Below are 16,938 nucleotides of genomic sequence, written 5' to 3' on the forward strand. Positions count from 1 at the left end.
ACCACGGGCACGGGGCGGGGCGATGGCAGAGGAAGAGCGCAGCGGCGGCGGGACGACGCCGGTGCTGGTGCTGCGCAAGTTCAAGCAGATCCTCGAGTCGTTCACGATCGACGACCCGGAGCTGACGCTGCAGCAGATCACCCGTTCGACCGGGTTGCCGGCGAGCACGTGCCAGCGGCTGGTGCACAACCTCGTGCGCGAGGGGTTCCTCGACCGCTACGACGACACCTACCGCGTCGGCCTCGGCCTGGTCCGCTGGGCGGCGCCGGGCACGTTCGGCCTCGACCTGGTCCGCCTGACCCGGCCGGTGCTGCAGCAGCTGCGCGACGAAACGGGCGAGACGGCGTGCCTGTACGTCCGCGACGGCGCCTACCGCACGGTGATCTCCCTGGCGGAGTCCCGGCACCCGGTGGTCCGGCTGTTCGTGGTCGGCATGGTGATGCCGCTGCACGCGGGCTCGGCGGGCAAGGTCTTCCTGGCCTGGGACAAGCTCGCGATCAAGGACGCGATCGGCCACGGCCTGGCGCGGTTCACCCCGCGCACGGTCGTGGACATCGACCTGCTGACCGAGCAGCTCGGCCAGATCCGCTCGGCGGGGTACGCGGTGAGCTTCGAGGAACGCGACCTGGGTGCGGCGTCGTTGAGCGCCCCGGTGTTCGGCTTGAACGGCGAGGTGAGCGCGGCCATCGGCATCGGCGCCCCGACCCAGCGCATGACGGCGGCCGACGTCCCGCGGCTGGCCCCGGTGGTGGTGGAAGCGGCCCGGCGCGCCTCGGAACGGCTGGGGTACCGGCCGGGGGTGGAGCAGGTCGCCGCTCTCTGAGGGCTCCGCGGCGGGTGGTCTCGCGCGCTCGCGATGTCATGAAAGGGTCGTTCATCTCGCCGGACGAGGTGAAAGGGTCGTTCATGACCTCCGGGCCCCGCGGCATGCCGGGCGGGTTCGCGGCGGTGTCTTGAATGAGTCATTCAGGACCTCCGAAGACCTGAATGACTCATTCAAGACGTCAGCGGAGCCGCCGCCGAGCGAGCTCCGGGCCCGGCGGCGATACCTCCCGTCCTGTCCGAATCCGCACGTCAGCCTGCGATCCGGCGCCGGCTGACCCATCCTGTCCCCGTCCCGTGAGTCCTTGACTCCGCCCGCCCTGCGTCACATTATGAGTTCGCCAACCACATAGTGGCGAAGTCAAAGGAGACGACGGATGGCCCACCTCCCCGACGCCGCGCCGGACACCGGCACGATCGCGGGCCGGCTCGACCGGCTGCCCATCACCCGGACCCACCGGCGGGCGACCGTCGCCGTCGGGCTGGGGCTGTTCTTCGACTTCTACGAGGTCTTCCTCACCGGCGTGCTCAGCTCGGTGCTCGTCGAAGAGTTCGAGCTGACCAAGGCCGACCTGCCGCCGCTGCTCGCCTCGACGTTCGTCGGCATGTTCGTCGGCGCCCTGCTCCTCGGCCGGCTCGCCGACCGGTTCGGCCGGCGCGGCGCGTTCCTGGTGAACCTCGGGCTCTACTCGGTCTTCTCGCTGCTGGGCGCGTTCAGCGGCAGCGCGCTGATGCTGCTGGCGACGCGGTTCTTCGCGGGCATCGGCCTCGGCGCCGAGCCGCCGCTGGCCGACACCTACCTGACCGACCTGCTGCCCGCCCGCAAGCGCGGCCGCTTCATCGCCTGGGCCTACACGCTCGCCTTCTGCGGCTTCCCGGTCGTCGGCTTCCTCGCCCGTGGCCTGACCGACCACGAGGTCTTCGGCATCGAAGGCTGGCGCTGGCTGTTCGTGATCGGCGCGCTCGGCGCCGGCGCGGTCTTCCTGCTGCGGCGCGGCCTGCCCGAGTCACCGCGCTGGCTGGAGTCCGTCGGCCGCACGGAGGAGGCCGCGCACCTCGTGGCCGGCATGGAGGCCGAAGCCCGCGGCACCACCGTCGACACGCCCGCCCCGCGCCGCGGCGAGACCCGCAAGCGCGCCGCCGCGCCGGTGCGCGACCTCTTCGCGCCCGCCCTGCGGCGGCGGACCTGGATGATGGTCGTCTTCCACGTCCTGCAGACCCTCGGCTACTACGGCTTCGGCACGCTGGTGCCGCTCGTCCTCGCCGCCAAGGGGTACGCCGTCTCGCAATCGCTGCTGTTCGCCGCCCTGACCTACCTCGGCTACCCGGTCGGCTCGGCGTTGTCGCTGCCGATCGTCGAACGCGTCGAGCGCAAGTACCTCGTGGTCGGTTCGGTGCTGGCGATGGCGGTGTTCGGCATCGCGTTCGGCTACGCCGGCTCGATGGCGCTGATCCTGGTGTTCGGCTTCCTCTACACCGCGACCAGCAACCTCTTCTCGAACGCCTTCCACATCTACCAGGCCGAAATCTTCCCGACGGCGTTGCGCTCGACGGCGTCCAGCGGCACCTACTCCCTGTCGCGACTGGCCAGCGGCGCGATGCCGTTCGTCCTGGTCCCGCTGCTGTCCGCGCACGGCCCGACCACGCTCTTCCTCGTCGTCGCCGGCGCGCTCGTCGTGGTCGCCGTGGACATCGCGGTGCTCGGCCCGCGCACCACGGGCCGCCGGCTGGAGAACGTCAGCGGTGACACGGCCGTGCGGCCGCTTCGATGACCGCGACCGCCTCGCCGGCCGGCAGCCGCGCGGTGTCGACGACGAGGCGGTCGCGCGTCCACGGCTCGTACTCGCGGTCCAGGATCTCCTGCCACGTCGGCGGCACCAGGCCGGGGATGCCGACGTCGCGGGTTTCCGCGCGGCGCCGGTGTTCGGCGAGGTCGGAGCAGACGATCTCGGCTTCGAGCACCCGTGCGCCGGCGCCGAGTCCGGCCGCCCGCCAGGCGTCCCGGGTGACGGCGAGCGGGTTCACGCATTCGGCGATCACGCTCACGCCCGTGCGGAGCAGGTCGGCCGCGACGTCCTGGGCGACCACGTAGCCGACCGGTCCGAGCGGTTGCGCCAATGGCGACGCGCGGACGATCGCCTGCTCGATCGTGTCGACACGCAGGAACGCGAAACCGGTGTGGCGGGCCAGTTCCGCGGCGATGGTGGTCTTGCCGGTCGCGGGCAGGCCGCCGACGACGATCAGGAGCGGGGACACCCGCGCATGATCGCACGCGTGCTCCTCAAGAAGCGGCGCGCTTCTGCGCGACCAGCCCGCGCCGCAGCGTGGCCAGGGCCCGGTGCTGGGCCACGCGCACCGCGCCCGCGCTGGCGAGGCCGACCGCGGCGGCCGTTTCCTCCGCCGTCAGCCCGAGGATGATCCGCAGCACCAGGATTTCGCGCTGGCGCGGCGGGAGCGTGTCGAGGAGGCCGGACGACCAGTCGAGGGCGGCCGCGCGTTCGGCCGCTTCGCTCGTCGGGTCGCCGGGGGTCGCGCGGTCGGCGGGCGGCTCGGCGACCGGGCTCGTGCGGTCGCGCGCGCGGCGGCGGTGGAAGTCCGAGACCTTGTGCGAGGCGATGCCGAAGACGAACGCCAGGAAGCCGTCGGTCTCGTAGCGGTAGCCGGGCAGCGCGTTGACGATCGCCAGGAGCACGTCCTGCGCGCAGTCCTCGGCGTCCGACGAGCCGTCCTGCCAGGTGCGGAGCCGGCCGAGGCAGTAGCGGAACACCGGCGGGCGCAGGACGCGCAGCAGGCCGGCCACCGCGGCGCGGTCGCCCTGGATCGCCGCCCGGACGAGGGCCGGGTCGAGGGTGAACGTCGCCGGGGGAGCGGACGCGCCCTCGGCGGACTGCGGCGACATCGGCCTCACCCTTTCCCCACGCTCGCCGTCACGGATGATCACGACGCTAAGTCACCGCTCGCCGCCGCCGCACCGGCCGGGAGTCCGCTGCGACCCGGGTCTTCCGGCCCTGGTGCGCACGGCCGCGGTGTGCCGCGGGGGCGGCGCCGCGGCGGCCGGGCCGAACGGCCCTATCGGGTTACCCGCGGCACCGATCACGCTGGTGGCCGGGTATCTCACAGGAGAAACACAGGGACGCGATGGTGGACGACGTGGGCTTCGGGCTCCTGCTGGATCGGCAGCAATGCCTGGCGCTGCTGCGGACGGCGAGCCTCGGCCGGGTGATCTTCACCCACCGGGCCATGCCGGCGGTCCGCCCCGTCCGCTTCACGGTCGTCGACGACGCCGTGGTGTTCGCCGTCCCCGCCACCAGTCCCCTCTACGCGGGCGCGCGCGACGCCGTCGTCGCGTTCGAAGCCGACGAATACGCCGACGACCTCGGTGCCGGCTGGTACGTGAGCCTGCTCGGCCGGGCCACCGAATCCGGGGCGGTCGACCTCACCTGCTCGTGCCCCTGCCCGGTTCCGGCGGGGCACCGCTTCCTGCGCATCCCGGCCGAATCGATCAGCGGCCACCGGCTCGCCTGCCACGCCCAGTAACGAACCCGCTCCGCCGATCGACCCACCGGATGGACGAACCGGATTGGGCCGACACGGGCAGTCTTCTGTGGCACCCTTGACGGCCCGGGAGTGGCCCGGGAATCGGGCGGAGCCAGCGGGGTCGACGGGAAGTGACGGACGAGATCAGCATGCCGGCGATCCTCGCGGCGGTGGGCGGCATCGCCCGCGAGCTGGAGCTGCCGTCGCTGCTGGAGCGGGCGGTCACGGCCACGTGCGAGCTGATGGGGGCCCCGCGCGGGCGGCTGGAACTGCCCGAGAACGGCGTCGCCCGCTACGGCGGCGAGCCCGGCGCCGGCGCGGTCGAGGTGCCGGTGCGCGCCGGGTCGCGGGTGTTCGGGACCCTCGTGGTCGAGCCCGGGGACGGCGGCTTCACCCGGCGTGAACGGGAAGTGCTGGGCGCGCTCACCGCGGCGACCGGCATGGCGGTCGAAAAGGCGCTGCTGGTGGACCAGATGCGCCGCCGCGAACGCTGGCTCGAAGCCTCCTACGACGTCACCGGCGCCCTGCTCGCTTCGCAGGACCTGCACGCCACGCTCAGGCTGATCGCCGAACGCGCCCGCGTCGTCGCCGGCGGCACAGCCGGTGCGATCGCGCGCCCGGCCGGGCCGGGGCAGCTGGTGTTCGACGTCGTCGAGCCGCCGGGGGACGACGCCGACCGGCTGATCGGGCTGACCGTACCCACCGAGGGCACCGCCACCGGCGTCGCGTTCGCCACCCGCCGTCCCGTCGTCGTGCGCGACTACGGCGAGCGCGTCCAGGAAGAACAGCGCGACCGCGCCGGGCCGATGCCGGCGATGATCAAGGACCTCGACTCGGCCATCTCGGTGCCGCTGCTCGTCGGCGAGGACACGCTCGGGGTGCTGGTGGTCGCGAAGTTCCGCGACAAGTCGCCGTTCACCGACTCCGACGTCCAGCTGGCCGAGACCTTCGCCGGGCACGCCGCGCTCGCCGTCGAGTTCTCCCGCGCGCAGGAGGCGCGCCAGCAGCTGGCGGTGTTCGAGGACCGCGACCGGATCGCCCGCGACCTGCACGACCTGGTGATCCAGCGGCTGTTCGCGACCGGGCTCGGCCTCGAGGGCGTGAGCAGGCTGATCGCCGACCCGGCGGTCGCCGCGCGGGTGTCCGGGTTCGCCCAGGACCTCGACGGCACGATCCGCGAGATCCGCAACAGCATCTTCTCGCTGCAGGCGCCCGCGCAGGCGCACGGCAGCCTCCGCGCGGAGCTGCTGCGGGTGGCGGTGGACGCCCGCGACACGCTGGGGTTCGAGCCGCGCGTCGGGTTTGACGGGCCGCTGGACGCCGCGGTGCCGGACGCCGTCCGCTCGGACCTGATCGCGTCGCTGCGCGAGGCGCTGGCGAACGTCGCGCGGCACGCCGGGGCGACGTCGTCGTCGGTCGACGTCACCGTGGACGGGCTGGGCCGTCGGCTGACGCTGGCCGTGCGCGACGACGGGACGGGACCGCCGCCGGAGCCGGACCGGGTCAGCGGGCTCGCCAACCTGGCCGCGCGGGCGGCCCGGTGGGGCGGGACGTGCGCGCTGGTGGCCGCCGAAGGGGGCGGCGCCCGGCTGGAATGGACCGCCGAGCTGCCGGCGCGGGCCGGCGAGCAGGGGAGTGGACGATGACGATCGCGGTGTTCCTGCTCGACGACCACGAGCTGGTCCGGACCGGGCTGAAGACCGTCTTCGAGGCCGAGCCGGACATCGAAGTGGTCGGCGAGGCCGCGACGGCGGCCGAGGCGCTGGTGCGGATCCCGCAGGCGCGCCCGGATGTCGCGATCCTCGACGTCCGGCTGCCGGACGGGCAGGGCGTCGAGGTGTGCCGCGAGATCCGGTCCACTGTGGACCCGGCGCCCGCGTGCTTGATGCTGACGTCCTATTCGGACGACGACGCGCTGTTCGGCGCGATCATGGCGGGCGCGGCGGGTTACATGCTGAAGCAGGTCTCCGGCCGGTCGCTGATCGACGCCGTCCGCACGGTCGCCGGCGGCGGCTCGCTGCTGGACGCCACGCTCACCGCGTCGGTGATGAACAAGCTGCGCGGGGAGAACGTCGCCACCGCGGACCCGCGCTACGAGCAGCTGAGCCCGCAGGAGCGCCGGGTGCTCGACCTGGTCGCGGAGGGCCTGACCAACCGCCAGATCGCCGAGCGGCTGTTCCTGGCCGAGAAGACGGTGAAGAACTACGTTTCCTCGGTGCTGCACAAACTCGGCGTCGAACGGCGCACCTCGGCGGCGGTCTACATGTCCCAGCGGCGCGCCGGTCCCGGACGCTCGGGCTGAATCCGGGACCGATCGGACGAAACCGGTGGGGCGTTCGACGTATCCACCGGCCGATGCGGTACACCTGTCGGGGGACGCACGGATCGGGGTGCGCGGTGGAGGGGACGGCATGTCGGGGTTGTCGAGCGGGGACTACGTCACGCAGCAGATCCGGGCACTCGCGCAAGCGGTGCGCCGGGAAGGGGCCGGAGGGGTCGGCACGCGCAGCTTCCAGCTGGCGGAGCACCTGGCGGCCGAGGGTGGTGTCCACCGCGGCGACATCATGACCGCGACGGCGACGCTGCTGGCCATGACGGCGTGGTGCGACGGCGAGGCCGAGGCGGCCTGCCGGTTCGCGGAGCTGGCCGGGGAGAACGACGAGGACTCCCGGGAGCTGGTGACCCACCTGCTGCGGCTGGAGGCGGGCGCGGATCAGGGGTGGCTGCCGCAGGAGCAGGTGGAAGCGCTGCTGGAGTACGCGCGCAGGGCCCGACGCGGTGACCTGGCGCTGCGGGTGCGGGCGATCGCGGGCGCGTCGCGCGGCGGACGGCACCGGCGCGCGGACTAGAACGAGATGCGCTGAAGGGGACTTTCCTCGTGCGAGGGAAGTCCCCTTCAGCGCGTCGGGCTAGTCGCCGTCGAGGGGCCGGTCGGGATCGGCGAGCCGGTCCGGATCCACCTTCCGGCCGCTGAGGATCAGCTCGCGCACCGCGTCGAGGCCGTCGTCCCACTTGTTGACGTGCAGGCCCGCCACCACGCGGTCGCCGGCGAGCCAGAACGCGTGGAACGCCTCGGTGTCGCCGCGCCGGACGACGCGGTCGTAGCCGCCCGGCGGGAACCAGCCGGTGAACTCCATGCCCGCGTCGTACTGGTCGGAGAAGAAGTACGGCAGCTCGGCGTACTCGACGGCCTGGCCGAGCATCGACCGCGCCGCCGCGGGACCGCCGTTCGTGGCCGCCGCCCAGTGCTCGACGCGGAGGGGCCGCCCGTAGTGCGGGTGCCACGCGTTCGCGACGTCGCCCGCCGCGAAGACGTCCGGGTCCTCGGTGCGCAGGGCCGCGTCCACGCGGACGCCGTCGTCGATGGTCAGGCCAGCCTCTTCCGCCAGCTGCGTCTCGGGCCGCGCGCCGATGCCCACGACGACGACGTCGGCCGGGATCTCGCCGTCGTCGGTCCGCACCGCCGACACCGCGCCGTCGCCGTCGAACCCGGTCACGCCGGTGCCGAGCCGCAGCTCGACGCCGTGCCCGCGGTGCAGGTCCGCGAAGAACCCGCCCAGCTCCGGGCCGAGCGCGGCGTGCAGGGGCGAGGGTCCGGGCTCCACGATCGTCACTTCGCAGCCGTAGCTGCGCGCCGCCGCGGCGGTCTCCAGGCCGATCCAGCCCGCACCGGCGACGACGACGCGGCCGCTCGCCGACAGCGCCTCGCGCAACTGGTCCGCGTGGGACAGCCGGCGCAGGTAGTGGACGCCGTCGAGGTCGTTGCCGGGGACCCGCAGCCGCCGCGGCGAAGATCCGGTGGCCAGCAGCAGTTTCGTGTAGCCGAGGCGTTCGCCGCCGGCCAGCTCGACCTCGTGGGCGGCGCGGTCCAGTGCTGTGGCGCGCCGTCCGGTGAGCACCTCGACGTCGTGCTCGACGTACCACTTGTCGTCGTGGACGAACACCGACGCGCGGTCCTCCTGGCCGAGCAGGTAGCCCTTCGACAGCGGCGGCCGCTCGTAGGGCAGGTCCGGTTCCGCGCCGACGAGGACGATCCGGCCCTCGAAGCCTTCCGCCCGCAGGGTTTCCACGGCTTTCGCGCCGGCGAGCCCGGCGCCGATGACGACGAAGGTGTCCATCAGGAGACCACCCCGGTGAGCGCGAAGAACTCCTGCCGCGTCTTGGGTTCCTCGCGCAGCAGGCCGTGCAGCGACGAGGTGACGGTCTGCGCGCCGGTCGCCCGGACCCCGCGCAGCGACATGCACAGGTGCTCGGCCTCGATCACCACGCCGACGCCCTTCGGCGAGAGGTGCTCCTGCAGCCAGTCCGCGACCTGCTTGGTCAGCCGTTCCTGCACCTGCAGGTCGCGCGCGAACAGTTCGACGACGCGGGCGAGCTTCGACAGGCCGAGGATCCGGTCGCCGGGGAGGTAGCCGACGTGCGCGACGCCGCGGAAGGGCAGCATGTGGTGCTCGCACAGCGACTGCACGGGGATGCTCTTCGCCAGCACGAGCTCGTCGTAGCCCTCGTCGTTGGGGAAGGTCGTCAGCTGGAAGTCGCGCGGCCGCAGCATTTCCGCGTAGGCGTGGGCGACCCGGCGCGGCGTGTCGCCCAGGTGCTCCGACGTCGGGTCCTTGCCGAGCGCCCGCAGCAGGTCGGCGACCGCGCGCTCCGCGGCGTGCAGGTCGACGGCGTCGCGGTCGTGGACGACACCGAGGTGCCGCAGCGGTACGGGTTCGACGCTCACGGGCGTGCCTCCTTCTAAAATCAAGTCGAGCCGACGTTAGAAGCTCCCGCCCCTTTTCGTCAACAGTTATGTGTTTTAGAATGCGACGATGCACGAACCCCAGGCCGGCGCGCTGGCCGCGGTCGCGGCGCTCGACGAGCCGACCCGGCGCCGGTTGTACTCCTACGTCGTCCGCCAGCCGGTACCGGTGAGCCGCGACGACGCCGCCGCGGCCCTCAGCCTGCCTCGCGCGACCGTCGCGTTCCACCTCGACCGCCTGGTGGACGAGCAGCTGCTGGCGGTCGGCCACGAACGCCGCACCGGCCGCAGCGGCCCGGGCGCCGGGCGGCCGGCGAAGCTGTACCGGCGGTCCGACCGCCAGGTGAGCGTCTCCCTGCCGGAACGCCAGTACGAACTCGCCGGTCAGCTGCTCGCCACCGCCGTCGAGGAGGCCGACGAGACCGGCGACCCGGCCCGCGAAATCCTGACCCGCCGGGCCCGCGAGCGCGGCGCCGAGCTGGCCTCGGGCGCCCCGGACATCCTCGGCACGCTGGAAGAACACGGCTTCGAACCGCGCGTCGACGGCGATCAGGTGCTGCTGGGCAACTGCCCGTTCCACCAGCTGGCCCGGACGCACCAGCGGCTGGTCTGCGAGATGAACCTCGGCCTGGTCGAGGGCATGCTCGACGGCGTCGGCGAGCGAGGTCTGCGCGCGCGGCTGGAGCCCGGGCCGGGGTTGTGCTGCGTGCGCCTCGGGCCTGCCTAGCGCGGGAGGAAGGGCAGGACGAAGAGCACCGCGCCGAAGCCGACGAGCGCGGCCGAGGCGACGCGGTGCAGGTGTCGGCCGGGAAGCCGCCGCGCCAGGCGCGCACCGGCCAGCACACCGGCCGCGGCCAGCACGCCGAGGAGACTCCCGAGTCCGAAGTGGACGGACCCGTGCGCGGCGTACCCGAGCGTGGCGAACCCGACGAGCGGAAGCTGCACCAGCTGCCCGGCGGCGACGGTGGTCAGCGCGGGGACGCCGAGGGCGAGCAGGACGGGAACGAGGAGCACGGGCCCGCCGGTCCCGGTGAGCGCCGACCCGAACCCGATGAAGACCCCGACGGCGACGGCGGCAACCGGCGACAGCTCACGACGGCCGGCGGACTCCCGCGGCCGTCCCCACAGGTTGAACGCACCCGACCCCGCCGTCAGCGTCGCCAGCACCAGCCACAACGCCGTCGCCGGGACCGCGCCGTTCACCAGTGCCCCCACCGCAGCCGCCGGGGCCGCGCCGAGCGTCAGCCACCCGCCGAAACGCCACGGCATCGCCTGGTGCCGGGCGTACGCTGCCGTGCCCGCGAGACCCGTGAAGAGGAAGGACCAGCTGCTCGTGCCCGCCGCCGCGTGGATGTCGAGGCCGGTCAGCCACGTGAGCGCCGGGGGCAGCAGGACGCCGCCGATGCCGACGACGCCGATGCAGATCCCCACCGGGATCGCGAGGAGCAGGACGGCGATGCCCACCGGCCGACCGTAGCCGTACCCCGGGGGCGGGGCACGGCGGACGGCCGCCGGCTACTTCGCGCCGAGTGCGCCCACGACGGACGTGGTGATCGCGCTCGCGCCGAGCTCGGTGCCCGGCTTGATCCAGGGGTCGTTCGGCTCGGCGCCGGCGACCGTGCGCTCGCCGATGAACCCGCCGGTGACGGGGTCGATGATCAGCTGCCGGATCTCGTGCCGGTCGTCGAGGCCGAGCGCGACGCCGGAGCGGCCGTCGAGGTTCGCCGACGCCGCCAGCACGGTGATGCCCGGGATCTTCGCCAGCGCCCGGTACCACTGCGCGCGCAGCTCGGCCGGCATCAGCCCGGCCCGCAGGATCTCGATGCCGAAGTGGAACATCACCGACGGCGTCGAGCCGCGGCCCTTCGTCAGGTCCCGCAGCTTCGCGTACAGCGCGGCCGGGTCGCGCGGCAGCGCCGCGTAGAACGCCGGGCTGTCCCAGTCGGTGGGGTCACCGCACTTCTTGACGGGCTTGGCCTTCGGGAAGAAGTCACCGCACGCGCCCTGCCACTGGCCCTGGTCGGTCTTGGTGATCTCCGGCTCGGGTGCCTGCGCCTGCGGCACCGTACCGCCGAGGAACTTCCCGGTGCTCAGGATCTTGCGCGTCTCCTGCCACACGTCCCGCTCGGCGGCCGGGATCCACCGGTCGACCTCCTGCTCCCACAGGTACGTGTACCCGCCGCCGTCCGCGCTCTGGACGCCGCGCCCCACCCACGTGTGCTCGGCGACGAGGCGGAACTGCCCGGGCCCGACCGGCTGGTCGGCCGCACCGACGCTGAGGTCCGCCGCCCGGTTCAGCACCTGCGCCGCCGACATCAGCTTGACGTCGGGCAGCGGGACCGTCGGCGCCGGTGCCGCGTCGGGAACGGGCTCGGCCGGGCGCAGCACGACGACGGCGGTCAGCGCCGCCGCGGCCGCCGCGACCGGGACGGCGAACCGGCGGATCCGCCGTCGCCGCAAGGGGACGACGGTACCGGCGTCGAGCGCGGCCATGAGCTTCGCGCGGGCGGCGGCGAGGTCGGCCGGCGCGGTGCGGGCGTCGCGGTGGAGCAGCTCGAGGGTTTCGTCGAGCTCGGTCATAGCGGGTTCTCCTCGGTGGGGACGAGCCGGGCTTGGAGCCGGTGGCGCACGCGGTGCAGGCGCGAGCGCACCGTGCTCGCGGGCACGCCGAGCGCCTCGGCGACTTCGGCCGGTTCGAGACCGGCCCAGGACGTGAGCAGCAGGACGTCGCGGTCCTCTTCGGACAGCGCGGCCAGCGCGCCGGCCAGCACGCGCAGGCGGGCCGCCGCGTCGACCCGGCCGGCGACCGCGGTGTCGTGGTTCTCGGCCGGGCGCTCGACGGCGCCGGCCTTCGCGGTCAGCTGGAACCCGCGGACCTCCTGGCGCACGTGGTTGCGCAGCAGGTTGGTCGCGATGCCGTAGAGCCAGCCGCGGATCGGCGCCTGCGCCGGGTCGTAGCTGGCCCGTCTGCGCAGCGCGACGACGAACGTCTCGGCCACGAGGTCGTCGGCGGCGTGCACGCCGACCCGCCCCGCGAGGTATCCGCGCAGGGGCGGGGCGTACTCGTCGAAGAGCCGCGAGAAGACCTCTTTCGGATCTCGCGCGGCGAGGTCGGGCCGGTCGAGCCGTTCCACGATTCTGGTCACGCTACTGGTTGTCGCCGCCGCGCTCCGCGTCCCCGCGCGCACGTCCGGATGAGACGCAGGACACATCGGGCGAACACCGGCGGTGGGTCCGGACAACAGCCCGTATGCACCGGGGAAACGCGATACTGCTGGCCGCGACGTGCGCCGGCGCCGTGGTGGCGATGCTCGGGGCGGCCGCGGCGGTGCGCCCGCCGGGTCCGGCCGCCGCTCAGCCGCCCGCCTCGCCGTCGCTGTCCACGAGCGTGGCCACGACGGCGACGTCGGCCCCTGCGCCGCCGCTGCCGGACGAGGCCGCGCTCGCCGCGCTCGTGCCCGGCAGGCTGAGCGTGCTCGTCCACGACCGCGAAACCGGCCAGGACGTCGTCTCCCACCGCCCGGACGCCGTCTACCCGTCGGCGTCGCTGGTCAAGCTGCTGATCGCGCTGGAGGCACTGCGGCGCGGCGAGCCGGACGGCGACGTCGTGGGGATGCTTTCCCGCAGCGACGACGCGGTCGCGAACCGGCTCTGGACGAAGCTGGGCGGCCCGTCGCTCGTCACCCGCTGGGCCGCGCGCGCCGGCCTGACGGCCACCCGGCCGCCCGCCGACCCGCTGCACTGGGGCAGCACCCTCGTGACGGCCGCCGACGTCGCGCGGATCTACGCGTACCTCCTCGACGAAGCCCCGGAGGGCACCCGCCAGGTCGTCCTGGACGCGCTCGGCAACGCCACCCACCGCGGCGCGGACGGCTTCGACCAGTTCTTCGGCATCCCCGCCGCGGTGCCGGGCGGCTGGGCCGTCAAGCAGGGGTGGTCGTGCTGCGACCCGGGCCGGAACCTGCACACCAGCGGGCTGGTCGGCGCGCGGTACGTCGTCGTCGTGCTCACGGCCCAGCCCGCCGCGACCGGCTGGGCGGTGGCGACCCAGCGCGTCACGGCGGTGGTGAAAGCGCTCTCCGATCCGCTCGGCTGGTCCTGACGCGGCGCGGGAGGCCCGGTGCACGCCGATTCGGCGGTACCGTCTCCGGCGTGGGGACACGGCGCGAGGTGGAAGGGGCCAGGGTGGTGGACCGGGCGAAGGAGCAGACGAAGGCGCCGGCACCCGGGCCGCGGCAGCCGAGCCTGGCCGACGTCGCCGGCATGGCCGGGGTCTCGCACATGACCGTCTCGCGCGTGGTCAACGAGAGCGGCCCGGTGCGCCCCGAAACCCGCGAGCGCGTCCTCGCCGCCGTGCAGAAGCTCGGCTACCGGCCCAACACCGCCGCGCGGACCCTGGTCACCGGCCGGTCCGGCACGCTCGGCGTGGTCGCGCTGGAGTCGAACCTGTACGGGCCGGCGAGCACGTTGTACGGCATCGAAAACGCGGCGCGCGAGTCCGGCTACGGCGTCGCGATCTGCAGCGTGACCCGCCCCGGCCGGACGTCGATCGGCGACGCCGTGGAAAGCCTGCGCCGCCAGGCGGTCGAGGGCATCGTGGTGATCGCCCCGCACGTCACGGCCGGCCGCGCGCTGGCGGCCGCCCCGTCGGACATCCCGCTGGTGGCCGTCGGCGGCGGTGAGTCGGCGCCGGTCCCGGTGATCTCGGTCGACCAGTACGACGGCGCCCGCCGCGCCACCGAGCACCTGCTCGCGCTGGGGCACCGGACGGTCTGGCACCTCGCCGGCCCGGAGGACTGGCTCGAAGCCCGCGACCGCGAGCGCGGCTGGCGGGAGACCCTGGAGGCGCGCGGCCTGCGCGTCCCGGCGCTCGTGCGCGGGGACTGGAGCCCGCGCTCGGGCTACGAAGCCGGGCGGGCGCTGGCCGGGAAGCGGGGACTGAAGGCGGTGTTCTCGGCGAACGACCAGATGGCGCTGGGCCTGCTGCGGGCGTTCACCGAAGCCGGGATCCGGGTGCCGGAGGACGTGCACGTGGCGGGCTTCGACGACGTGCCGGAAGCCGCGTACTTCCCGCCGCCGCTGACGACGGTCCGCCAGGACTTCATCGAGGTGGGGCGCCGGACGTTCGGCCTCCTGGAGGAGCGCATGGCCGGCGGCGACGCCGGGGCCCGGCACCTGGTGCCCGCGGAGCTGATCGTCCGGGAGAGCACGGGCCCGCGCTGACCTGCGCTACGCCGCCCGCCGGATGACGTCGGGGAGCGGGCGCACGAAGAACGTCGCCCGCACTTCACGGCGTTCCTTCCAGAGGTGGTGGAGCGCGAGCCCGAAGATGATCGAGCCCACGACGTTCGCGACGAAGTGCCACCAGACGCGGTAGGTGGTCAGGCCCGGACCGGCGTCGACGAGCCCGAAGAACGTCGAGAGCCCGATCGCGCGCGAGCCGGACGCCACCGACACCGTGAGGACGAGGTGCTCGAGCCCGTGCAGGCCCTGCATCCACACGCCCATCTTCGCCCAGCGGCGGGCCCGGGTCTTCAACGCCCGCCGCGTGATCACCATGACGCCGGCAAGACCGGCCAGGAAGATGAAGTTGCCGGTGAGGTGCAGCAGCTCCATCCCGAACGTCGGCCGGTCCGGCAGCACCCGCTGCAGGCCGTTCGCGAGCCCGGTGCCCCACGGCGTCATCCACGCGGGCGAGTTCGGGTGGCCGAGCCAGTAGCCGGCCTGGGCGACGTGCTCCTGGACGTGCCCGAGCTGGCCCAGCACCCCGATGCCGATCACGGCGGCCGAGCCGCGGTACACCCATGGCCGCACCGCGCGGCGGTTCGCGTACGCCAGGACGCCGACCGCGCCCCACATGGCCAGCGCCCAGAGCACGAGGAGGGTCGCTCCCACGACGTCCCAGCCGGGCGTCGACGTCATCGGCATGTCCATGGCCGTCTCCCGTCGTCGAGCCCGAGGCTAACGCCGGACCCGGCCGGGAATCGTCTTCCCGTGTGCGCCGGACGAACCGTTGCAGGGCAACGGTTTTCGCTCAATTCAGGACAAGCCGGACGGCGAGCGCGGTGATCACCGCGCTCGACGCCAGCGCCGTCACCAGCCGCCCGCGCGGGCCGGTGAGGACCCGGCCCAGCAGCGCGCCGCCGCCCGCGAGGAGGGTTTGCCAGCTCGCCGAGGCGGCGAACGCGGCGAGCACGAACACCCCCTGGTCGAGGACCGGCACCGGAGCTCCCGCGCGGCCGCCGACCACCAAGGCGGCGAAGTAGACGATGGTCGCGGGGTTGACGAGCGTGATGCCGAGCAGGCCGGCGTACGCGCGGCCGGGCGCGAGCGGTGTCACGGGCCGTTCGGTGGCGTCCCGGTGCGACCGCAGGGCCACGACGGCCCCGCGGGCCGCCAGTACGAGGAGGATCCCCGCCGAGACCAGCCGCAGCGGCCCGGCCACCGGCGTGATCACGCTCGCGATCGCGGCCCCGCCGAGCACCGCCACCAGCGCGTACACCCCGTCGGCCGTGGCGACGCCGAGTGCGGCCGCGATGCCGGTGCGGAGCGAGGTGCGGGCGGTGAGGGCGACCAGGTAGGTGCCGACGGCGCCGACCGGGATCGCGATGCCGTAGCCGGCCACCAGGCCGGCGAGCAGCGCGGCGGTCACAGCGCGGGCGGGATCGGCCTCCGGGGACGGCGCTGCTGCCGGACCGGCGCGGTGGTCGCGGCGGTCGGCGGGAGCGGCGTGCGGCAGGAAGTCATGCGCAGATGGTGTAGCCGCGGCGCCGGCCGGGCAACCGGTTTTCCAGCCGGTGCGCGGCGGGCGGCTGTGCTTGAATCGGGCGGGACGTCGAGGCGAGAGAGGGCTTTCACGATGCGGGTGGACCTGAGCGGGAAGACGGCACTGGTCACCGGGTCCACCCAGGGCATCGGCTCGGCGATCGCGGTGGGTCTCGCGGCCGCGGGCGCCCGCGTCGCGATCAACGGCCGGAGCGAAACGGGCGTGCAGAAGGCGATCGCGCGGCTGCGCGAAGACCTGCCGGACGCGGACTTCCTCCCGGCACCCGGCGACGTCTCGGAAGAGGCGGGTGCCGCGCAGGTCGTCGAGGAGGTGCCGGACGCCGACATCCTGGTCAACAACCTCGGCATCTTCGGCGCCCAGGAGCCGCTGGACATCACCGACGCCGACTGGCGCCGCTACTTCGAGGTCAACGTCCTGGCCGCGGTGCGGCTCACCCGCGCCTACCTGCCGGGGATGACCGAACGCGGCTGGGGCCGGATCCAGTACATCGCCAGCGATTCCGCCATCGTGATCCCGGCCGAGATGATCCACTATGGAGTGTCGAAGACGGCGTTGCTCGGTGTCTCCCGCGGGTTCGCCAAGCACGCGGCGGGCACCGGCGTCACGGTCAACGCGGTGATCGCCGGGCCGACGCACACCGGCGGCGTCGAGGACTTCGTGTACCAGCTGGTGGGCAAGGACGTCCCGTGGGACGAGGCGCAGCGCCAGTTTATGAAGCAGTACCGGCCGCAGTCGTTGCTGCAGCGGCTGATCGAGCCCGAGGAGATCGCGCACCTGGTGGTGTACCTGAGTTCCCCGTTCGCCTCGGCCACGACCGGGGCGGCCGTGCGGGTCGACGGCGGGTACGTCGACGCCATCGTGCCCTGAGGCCCGTTCCCGCCCAGGAGCACGGGGGAACCCCGGGAGGGAACGGGGGTTGGGGGGGCCGGGGGTTTCACCCGCGCCGGCACTCCCTACAACGAGCCGCGGCGGCCGGTGTTCCCGCCGGCGGGGGTGACGTGCGTCGCCCGGGGTACCCCGCGCAGGGGTCGCCCGGACGAGCGCGCCG

19 protein-coding genes are annotated in these 16,938 nt (G+C 73.9%); 10 read left to right on the plus strand and 9 right to left on the minus strand.

Annotation, left to right across the window (positions count from 1 at the left end; genetic code table 11):
• Positions 1–22: 22 nt before the first annotated feature.
• Together EIY87_RS41345 and EIY87_RS41350 are read left to right on the plus strand one after the other, a co-directional pair.
• Positions 23–823: an IclR family transcriptional regulator gene (locus tag EIY87_RS41345; protein WP_125315414.1), complete on the plus strand. Its 801-nt coding sequence runs from the start codon at positions 23–25 to the stop codon at positions 821–823.
• Between the two features lie 376 nt (positions 824–1,199).
• Positions 1,200–2,594 carry an MFS transporter gene (locus tag EIY87_RS41350; protein WP_125315415.1) on the plus strand — a complete coding sequence of 465 codons (1,395 nt, stop codon included), beginning with the start codon at positions 1,200–1,202 and terminating at the stop codon, positions 2,592–2,594.
• Here the strand turns inward: EIY87_RS41350 and EIY87_RS41355 are convergent.
• Positions 2,560–3,078, minus strand: a complete 519-nt coding sequence (locus EIY87_RS41355) for an AAA family ATPase (RefSeq protein WP_125315416.1) — start codon at positions 3,076–3,078, stop codon at positions 2,560–2,562. The genes EIY87_RS41350 and EIY87_RS41355 overlap by 35 nt on opposite strands.
• A gap of 25 nt (positions 3,079–3,103) precedes the next feature.
• Entirely contained in the window at positions 3,104–3,721 is a 618-nt protein-coding gene (locus tag EIY87_RS41360; RefSeq protein ID WP_191984453.1) for a sigma-70 family RNA polymerase sigma factor, read from the minus strand.
• A 239-nt stretch (positions 3,722–3,960) separates the two neighbouring features.
• Here EIY87_RS41360 and EIY87_RS41365 point away from each other — a divergent pair, with 239 nt between their 5' ends.
• From EIY87_RS41365 to EIY87_RS41380, 4 genes are all read left to right on the plus strand, one after another.
• Positions 3,961–4,359 (plus strand): pyridoxamine 5'-phosphate oxidase family protein, encoded by a 399-nt coding sequence (locus EIY87_RS41365; protein ID WP_125315418.1) that lies wholly within the window; start codon positions 3,961–3,963, stop codon positions 4,357–4,359.
• A 149-nt stretch (positions 4,360–4,508) separates the two neighbouring features.
• On the plus strand, positions 4,509–6,005 hold the full coding sequence (locus EIY87_RS41370) for a sensor histidine kinase (RefSeq protein ID WP_125315587.1): 1,497 nt from the start codon (positions 4,509–4,511) through the stop codon (positions 6,003–6,005).
• The gene (locus EIY87_RS41375; RefSeq protein ID WP_125315419.1) at positions 6,002–6,661 is read left to right on the plus strand and encodes a response regulator; all 660 of its coding nucleotides are present in this window, start codon (positions 6,002–6,004) and stop codon (positions 6,659–6,661) included. Before EIY87_RS41370 ends, EIY87_RS41375 begins: the two co-directional genes overlap by 4 nt.
• 109 nt (positions 6,662–6,770) lie before the next feature.
• Positions 6,771–7,208 carry a hypothetical protein gene (locus EIY87_RS41380; protein ID WP_125315420.1) on the plus strand — a complete coding sequence of 146 codons (438 nt, stop codon included), beginning with the start codon at positions 6,771–6,773 and terminating at the stop codon, positions 7,206–7,208.
• 60 nt (positions 7,209–7,268) lie between these two features.
• Here EIY87_RS41380 and EIY87_RS41385 read toward each other — a convergent pair whose 3' ends face one another.
• Both EIY87_RS41385 and folE read right to left on the minus strand, forming a co-directional pair.
• Positions 7,269–8,477: an NAD(P)/FAD-dependent oxidoreductase gene (locus tag EIY87_RS41385; protein WP_191984454.1), complete on the minus strand. Its 1,209-nt coding sequence runs from the start codon at positions 8,475–8,477 to the stop codon at positions 7,269–7,271.
• Positions 8,477–9,085, minus strand: a complete 609-nt coding sequence (folE, locus tag EIY87_RS41390; RefSeq protein WP_191984455.1) for a GTP cyclohydrolase I FolE — start codon at positions 9,083–9,085, stop codon at positions 8,477–8,479. The genes EIY87_RS41385 and folE overlap by 1 nt, the downstream gene beginning before the upstream one ends.
• Before the next feature lie 88 nt (positions 9,086–9,173).
• Between folE and EIY87_RS41395 the strand changes: the two genes are divergently transcribed.
• On the plus strand, positions 9,174–9,830 hold the full coding sequence (locus EIY87_RS41395; RefSeq protein WP_125315421.1) for a helix-turn-helix transcriptional regulator: 657 nt from the start codon (positions 9,174–9,176) through the stop codon (positions 9,828–9,830).
• On the opposite strand, the gene EIY87_RS41400 is transcribed toward EIY87_RS41395, so the two are convergent.
• From EIY87_RS41400 to EIY87_RS41410, 3 genes are read right to left on the minus strand one after another with little or no spacing between them, the layout of a single operon-like run.
• Complete coding sequence (locus EIY87_RS41400; protein WP_125315422.1) at positions 9,827–10,567, minus strand: sulfite exporter TauE/SafE family protein; 741 nt, start codon at positions 10,565–10,567, stop codon at positions 9,827–9,829. The genes EIY87_RS41395 and EIY87_RS41400 overlap by 4 nt on opposite strands.
• A 51-nt stretch (positions 10,568–10,618) precedes the next feature.
• Positions 10,619–11,683 carry a CU044_5270 family protein gene (locus EIY87_RS41405; protein ID WP_191984456.1) on the minus strand — a complete coding sequence of 355 codons (1,065 nt, stop codon included), beginning with the start codon at positions 11,681–11,683 and terminating at the stop codon, positions 10,619–10,621.
• A complete protein-coding gene (locus EIY87_RS41410; RefSeq protein WP_225440365.1) occupies positions 11,680–12,249 on the minus strand; it encodes an RNA polymerase sigma factor in 570 nt (189 codons plus the stop codon). The genes EIY87_RS41405 and EIY87_RS41410 overlap by 4 nt, the downstream gene beginning before the upstream one ends.
• 104 nt (positions 12,250–12,353) lie before the next feature.
• On the opposite strand from EIY87_RS41410, the gene EIY87_RS41415 reads away from it, so the two are divergent.
• Together EIY87_RS41415 and EIY87_RS41420 are read left to right on the plus strand one after the other, a co-directional pair.
• The gene (locus EIY87_RS41415) at positions 12,354–13,205 is read left to right on the plus strand and encodes a serine hydrolase (protein ID WP_125315424.1); all 852 of its coding nucleotides are present in this window, start codon (positions 12,354–12,356) and stop codon (positions 13,203–13,205) included.
• Between the two features lie 83 nt (positions 13,206–13,288).
• On the plus strand, positions 13,289–14,326 hold the full coding sequence (locus EIY87_RS41420; RefSeq protein WP_125315590.1) for a LacI family DNA-binding transcriptional regulator: 1,038 nt from the start codon (positions 13,289–13,291) through the stop codon (positions 14,324–14,326).
• 6 nt (positions 14,327–14,332) lie between these two features.
• On the opposite strand, the gene EIY87_RS41425 is transcribed toward EIY87_RS41420, so the two are convergent.
• Positions 14,333–15,037 (minus strand): DUF6008 family protein, encoded by a 705-nt coding sequence (locus EIY87_RS41425; RefSeq protein WP_125315425.1) that lies wholly within the window; start codon positions 15,035–15,037, stop codon positions 14,333–14,335.
• A 100-nt stretch (positions 15,038–15,137) separates the two neighbouring features.
• Positions 15,138–15,755 (minus strand): LysE/ArgO family amino acid transporter, encoded by a 618-nt coding sequence (locus EIY87_RS41430; protein WP_125315426.1) that lies wholly within the window; start codon positions 15,753–15,755, stop codon positions 15,138–15,140.
• A 207-nt stretch (positions 15,756–15,962) separates the two neighbouring features.
• On the opposite strand from EIY87_RS41430, the gene EIY87_RS41435 reads away from it, so the two are divergent.
• A complete protein-coding gene (locus tag EIY87_RS41435; protein ID WP_125315427.1) occupies positions 15,963–16,757 on the plus strand; it encodes an SDR family NAD(P)-dependent oxidoreductase in 795 nt (264 codons plus the stop codon).
• Positions 16,758–16,938 lie beyond the last annotated feature (181 nt).

The organism is Amycolatopsis eburnea (genome assembly GCF_003937945.1).
Taxonomy (GTDB): Bacteria; Actinomycetota; Actinomycetes; order Mycobacteriales; family Pseudonocardiaceae; genus Amycolatopsis; species Amycolatopsis eburnea.

Excerpts from the sequence above, each read along its gene's own strand:
- EIY87_RS41345 (WP_125315414.1), top strand. The coding sequence starts at position 23 with ATGGCAGAGGAAGAGCGCAGCGGCGGCGGGACGACGCCGGTGCTGGTG.
- EIY87_RS41350 (WP_125315415.1), top strand. The coding sequence starts at position 1,200 with ATGGCCCACCTCCCCGACGCCGCGCCGGACACCGGCACGATCGCGGGC.
- EIY87_RS41360 (WP_191984453.1), bottom strand. The coding sequence starts at position 3,721 with ATGTCGCCGCAGTCCGCCGAGGGCGCGTCCGCTCCCCCGGCGACGTTC.
- EIY87_RS41365 (WP_125315418.1), top strand. The coding sequence starts at position 3,961 with ATGGTGGACGACGTGGGCTTCGGGCTCCTGCTGGATCGGCAGCAATGC.
- EIY87_RS41370 (WP_125315587.1), top strand. The coding sequence starts at position 4,509 with ATGCCGGCGATCCTCGCGGCGGTGGGCGGCATCGCCCGCGAGCTGGAG.
- EIY87_RS41375 (WP_125315419.1), top strand. The coding sequence starts at position 6,002 with ATGACGATCGCGGTGTTCCTGCTCGACGACCACGAGCTGGTCCGGACC.
- EIY87_RS41380 (WP_125315420.1), top strand. The coding sequence starts at position 6,771 with ATGTCGGGGTTGTCGAGCGGGGACTACGTCACGCAGCAGATCCGGGCA.
- EIY87_RS41385 (WP_191984454.1), bottom strand. The coding sequence starts at position 8,477 with ATGGACACCTTCGTCGTCATCGGCGCCGGGCTCGCCGGCGCGAAAGCC.
- EIY87_RS41395 (WP_125315421.1), top strand. The coding sequence starts at position 9,174 with ATGCACGAACCCCAGGCCGGCGCGCTGGCCGCGGTCGCGGCGCTCGAC.
- EIY87_RS41405 (WP_191984456.1), bottom strand. The coding sequence starts at position 11,683 with ATGACCGAGCTCGACGAAACCCTCGAGCTGCTCCACCGCGACGCCCGC.
- EIY87_RS41415 (WP_125315424.1), top strand. The coding sequence starts at position 12,354 with ATGCACCGGGGAAACGCGATACTGCTGGCCGCGACGTGCGCCGGCGCC.
- EIY87_RS41425 (WP_125315425.1), bottom strand. The coding sequence starts at position 15,037 with ATGGACATGCCGATGACGTCGACGCCCGGCTGGGACGTCGTGGGAGCG.
- EIY87_RS41435 (WP_125315427.1), top strand. The coding sequence starts at position 15,963 with ATGCGGGTGGACCTGAGCGGGAAGACGGCACTGGTCACCGGGTCCACC.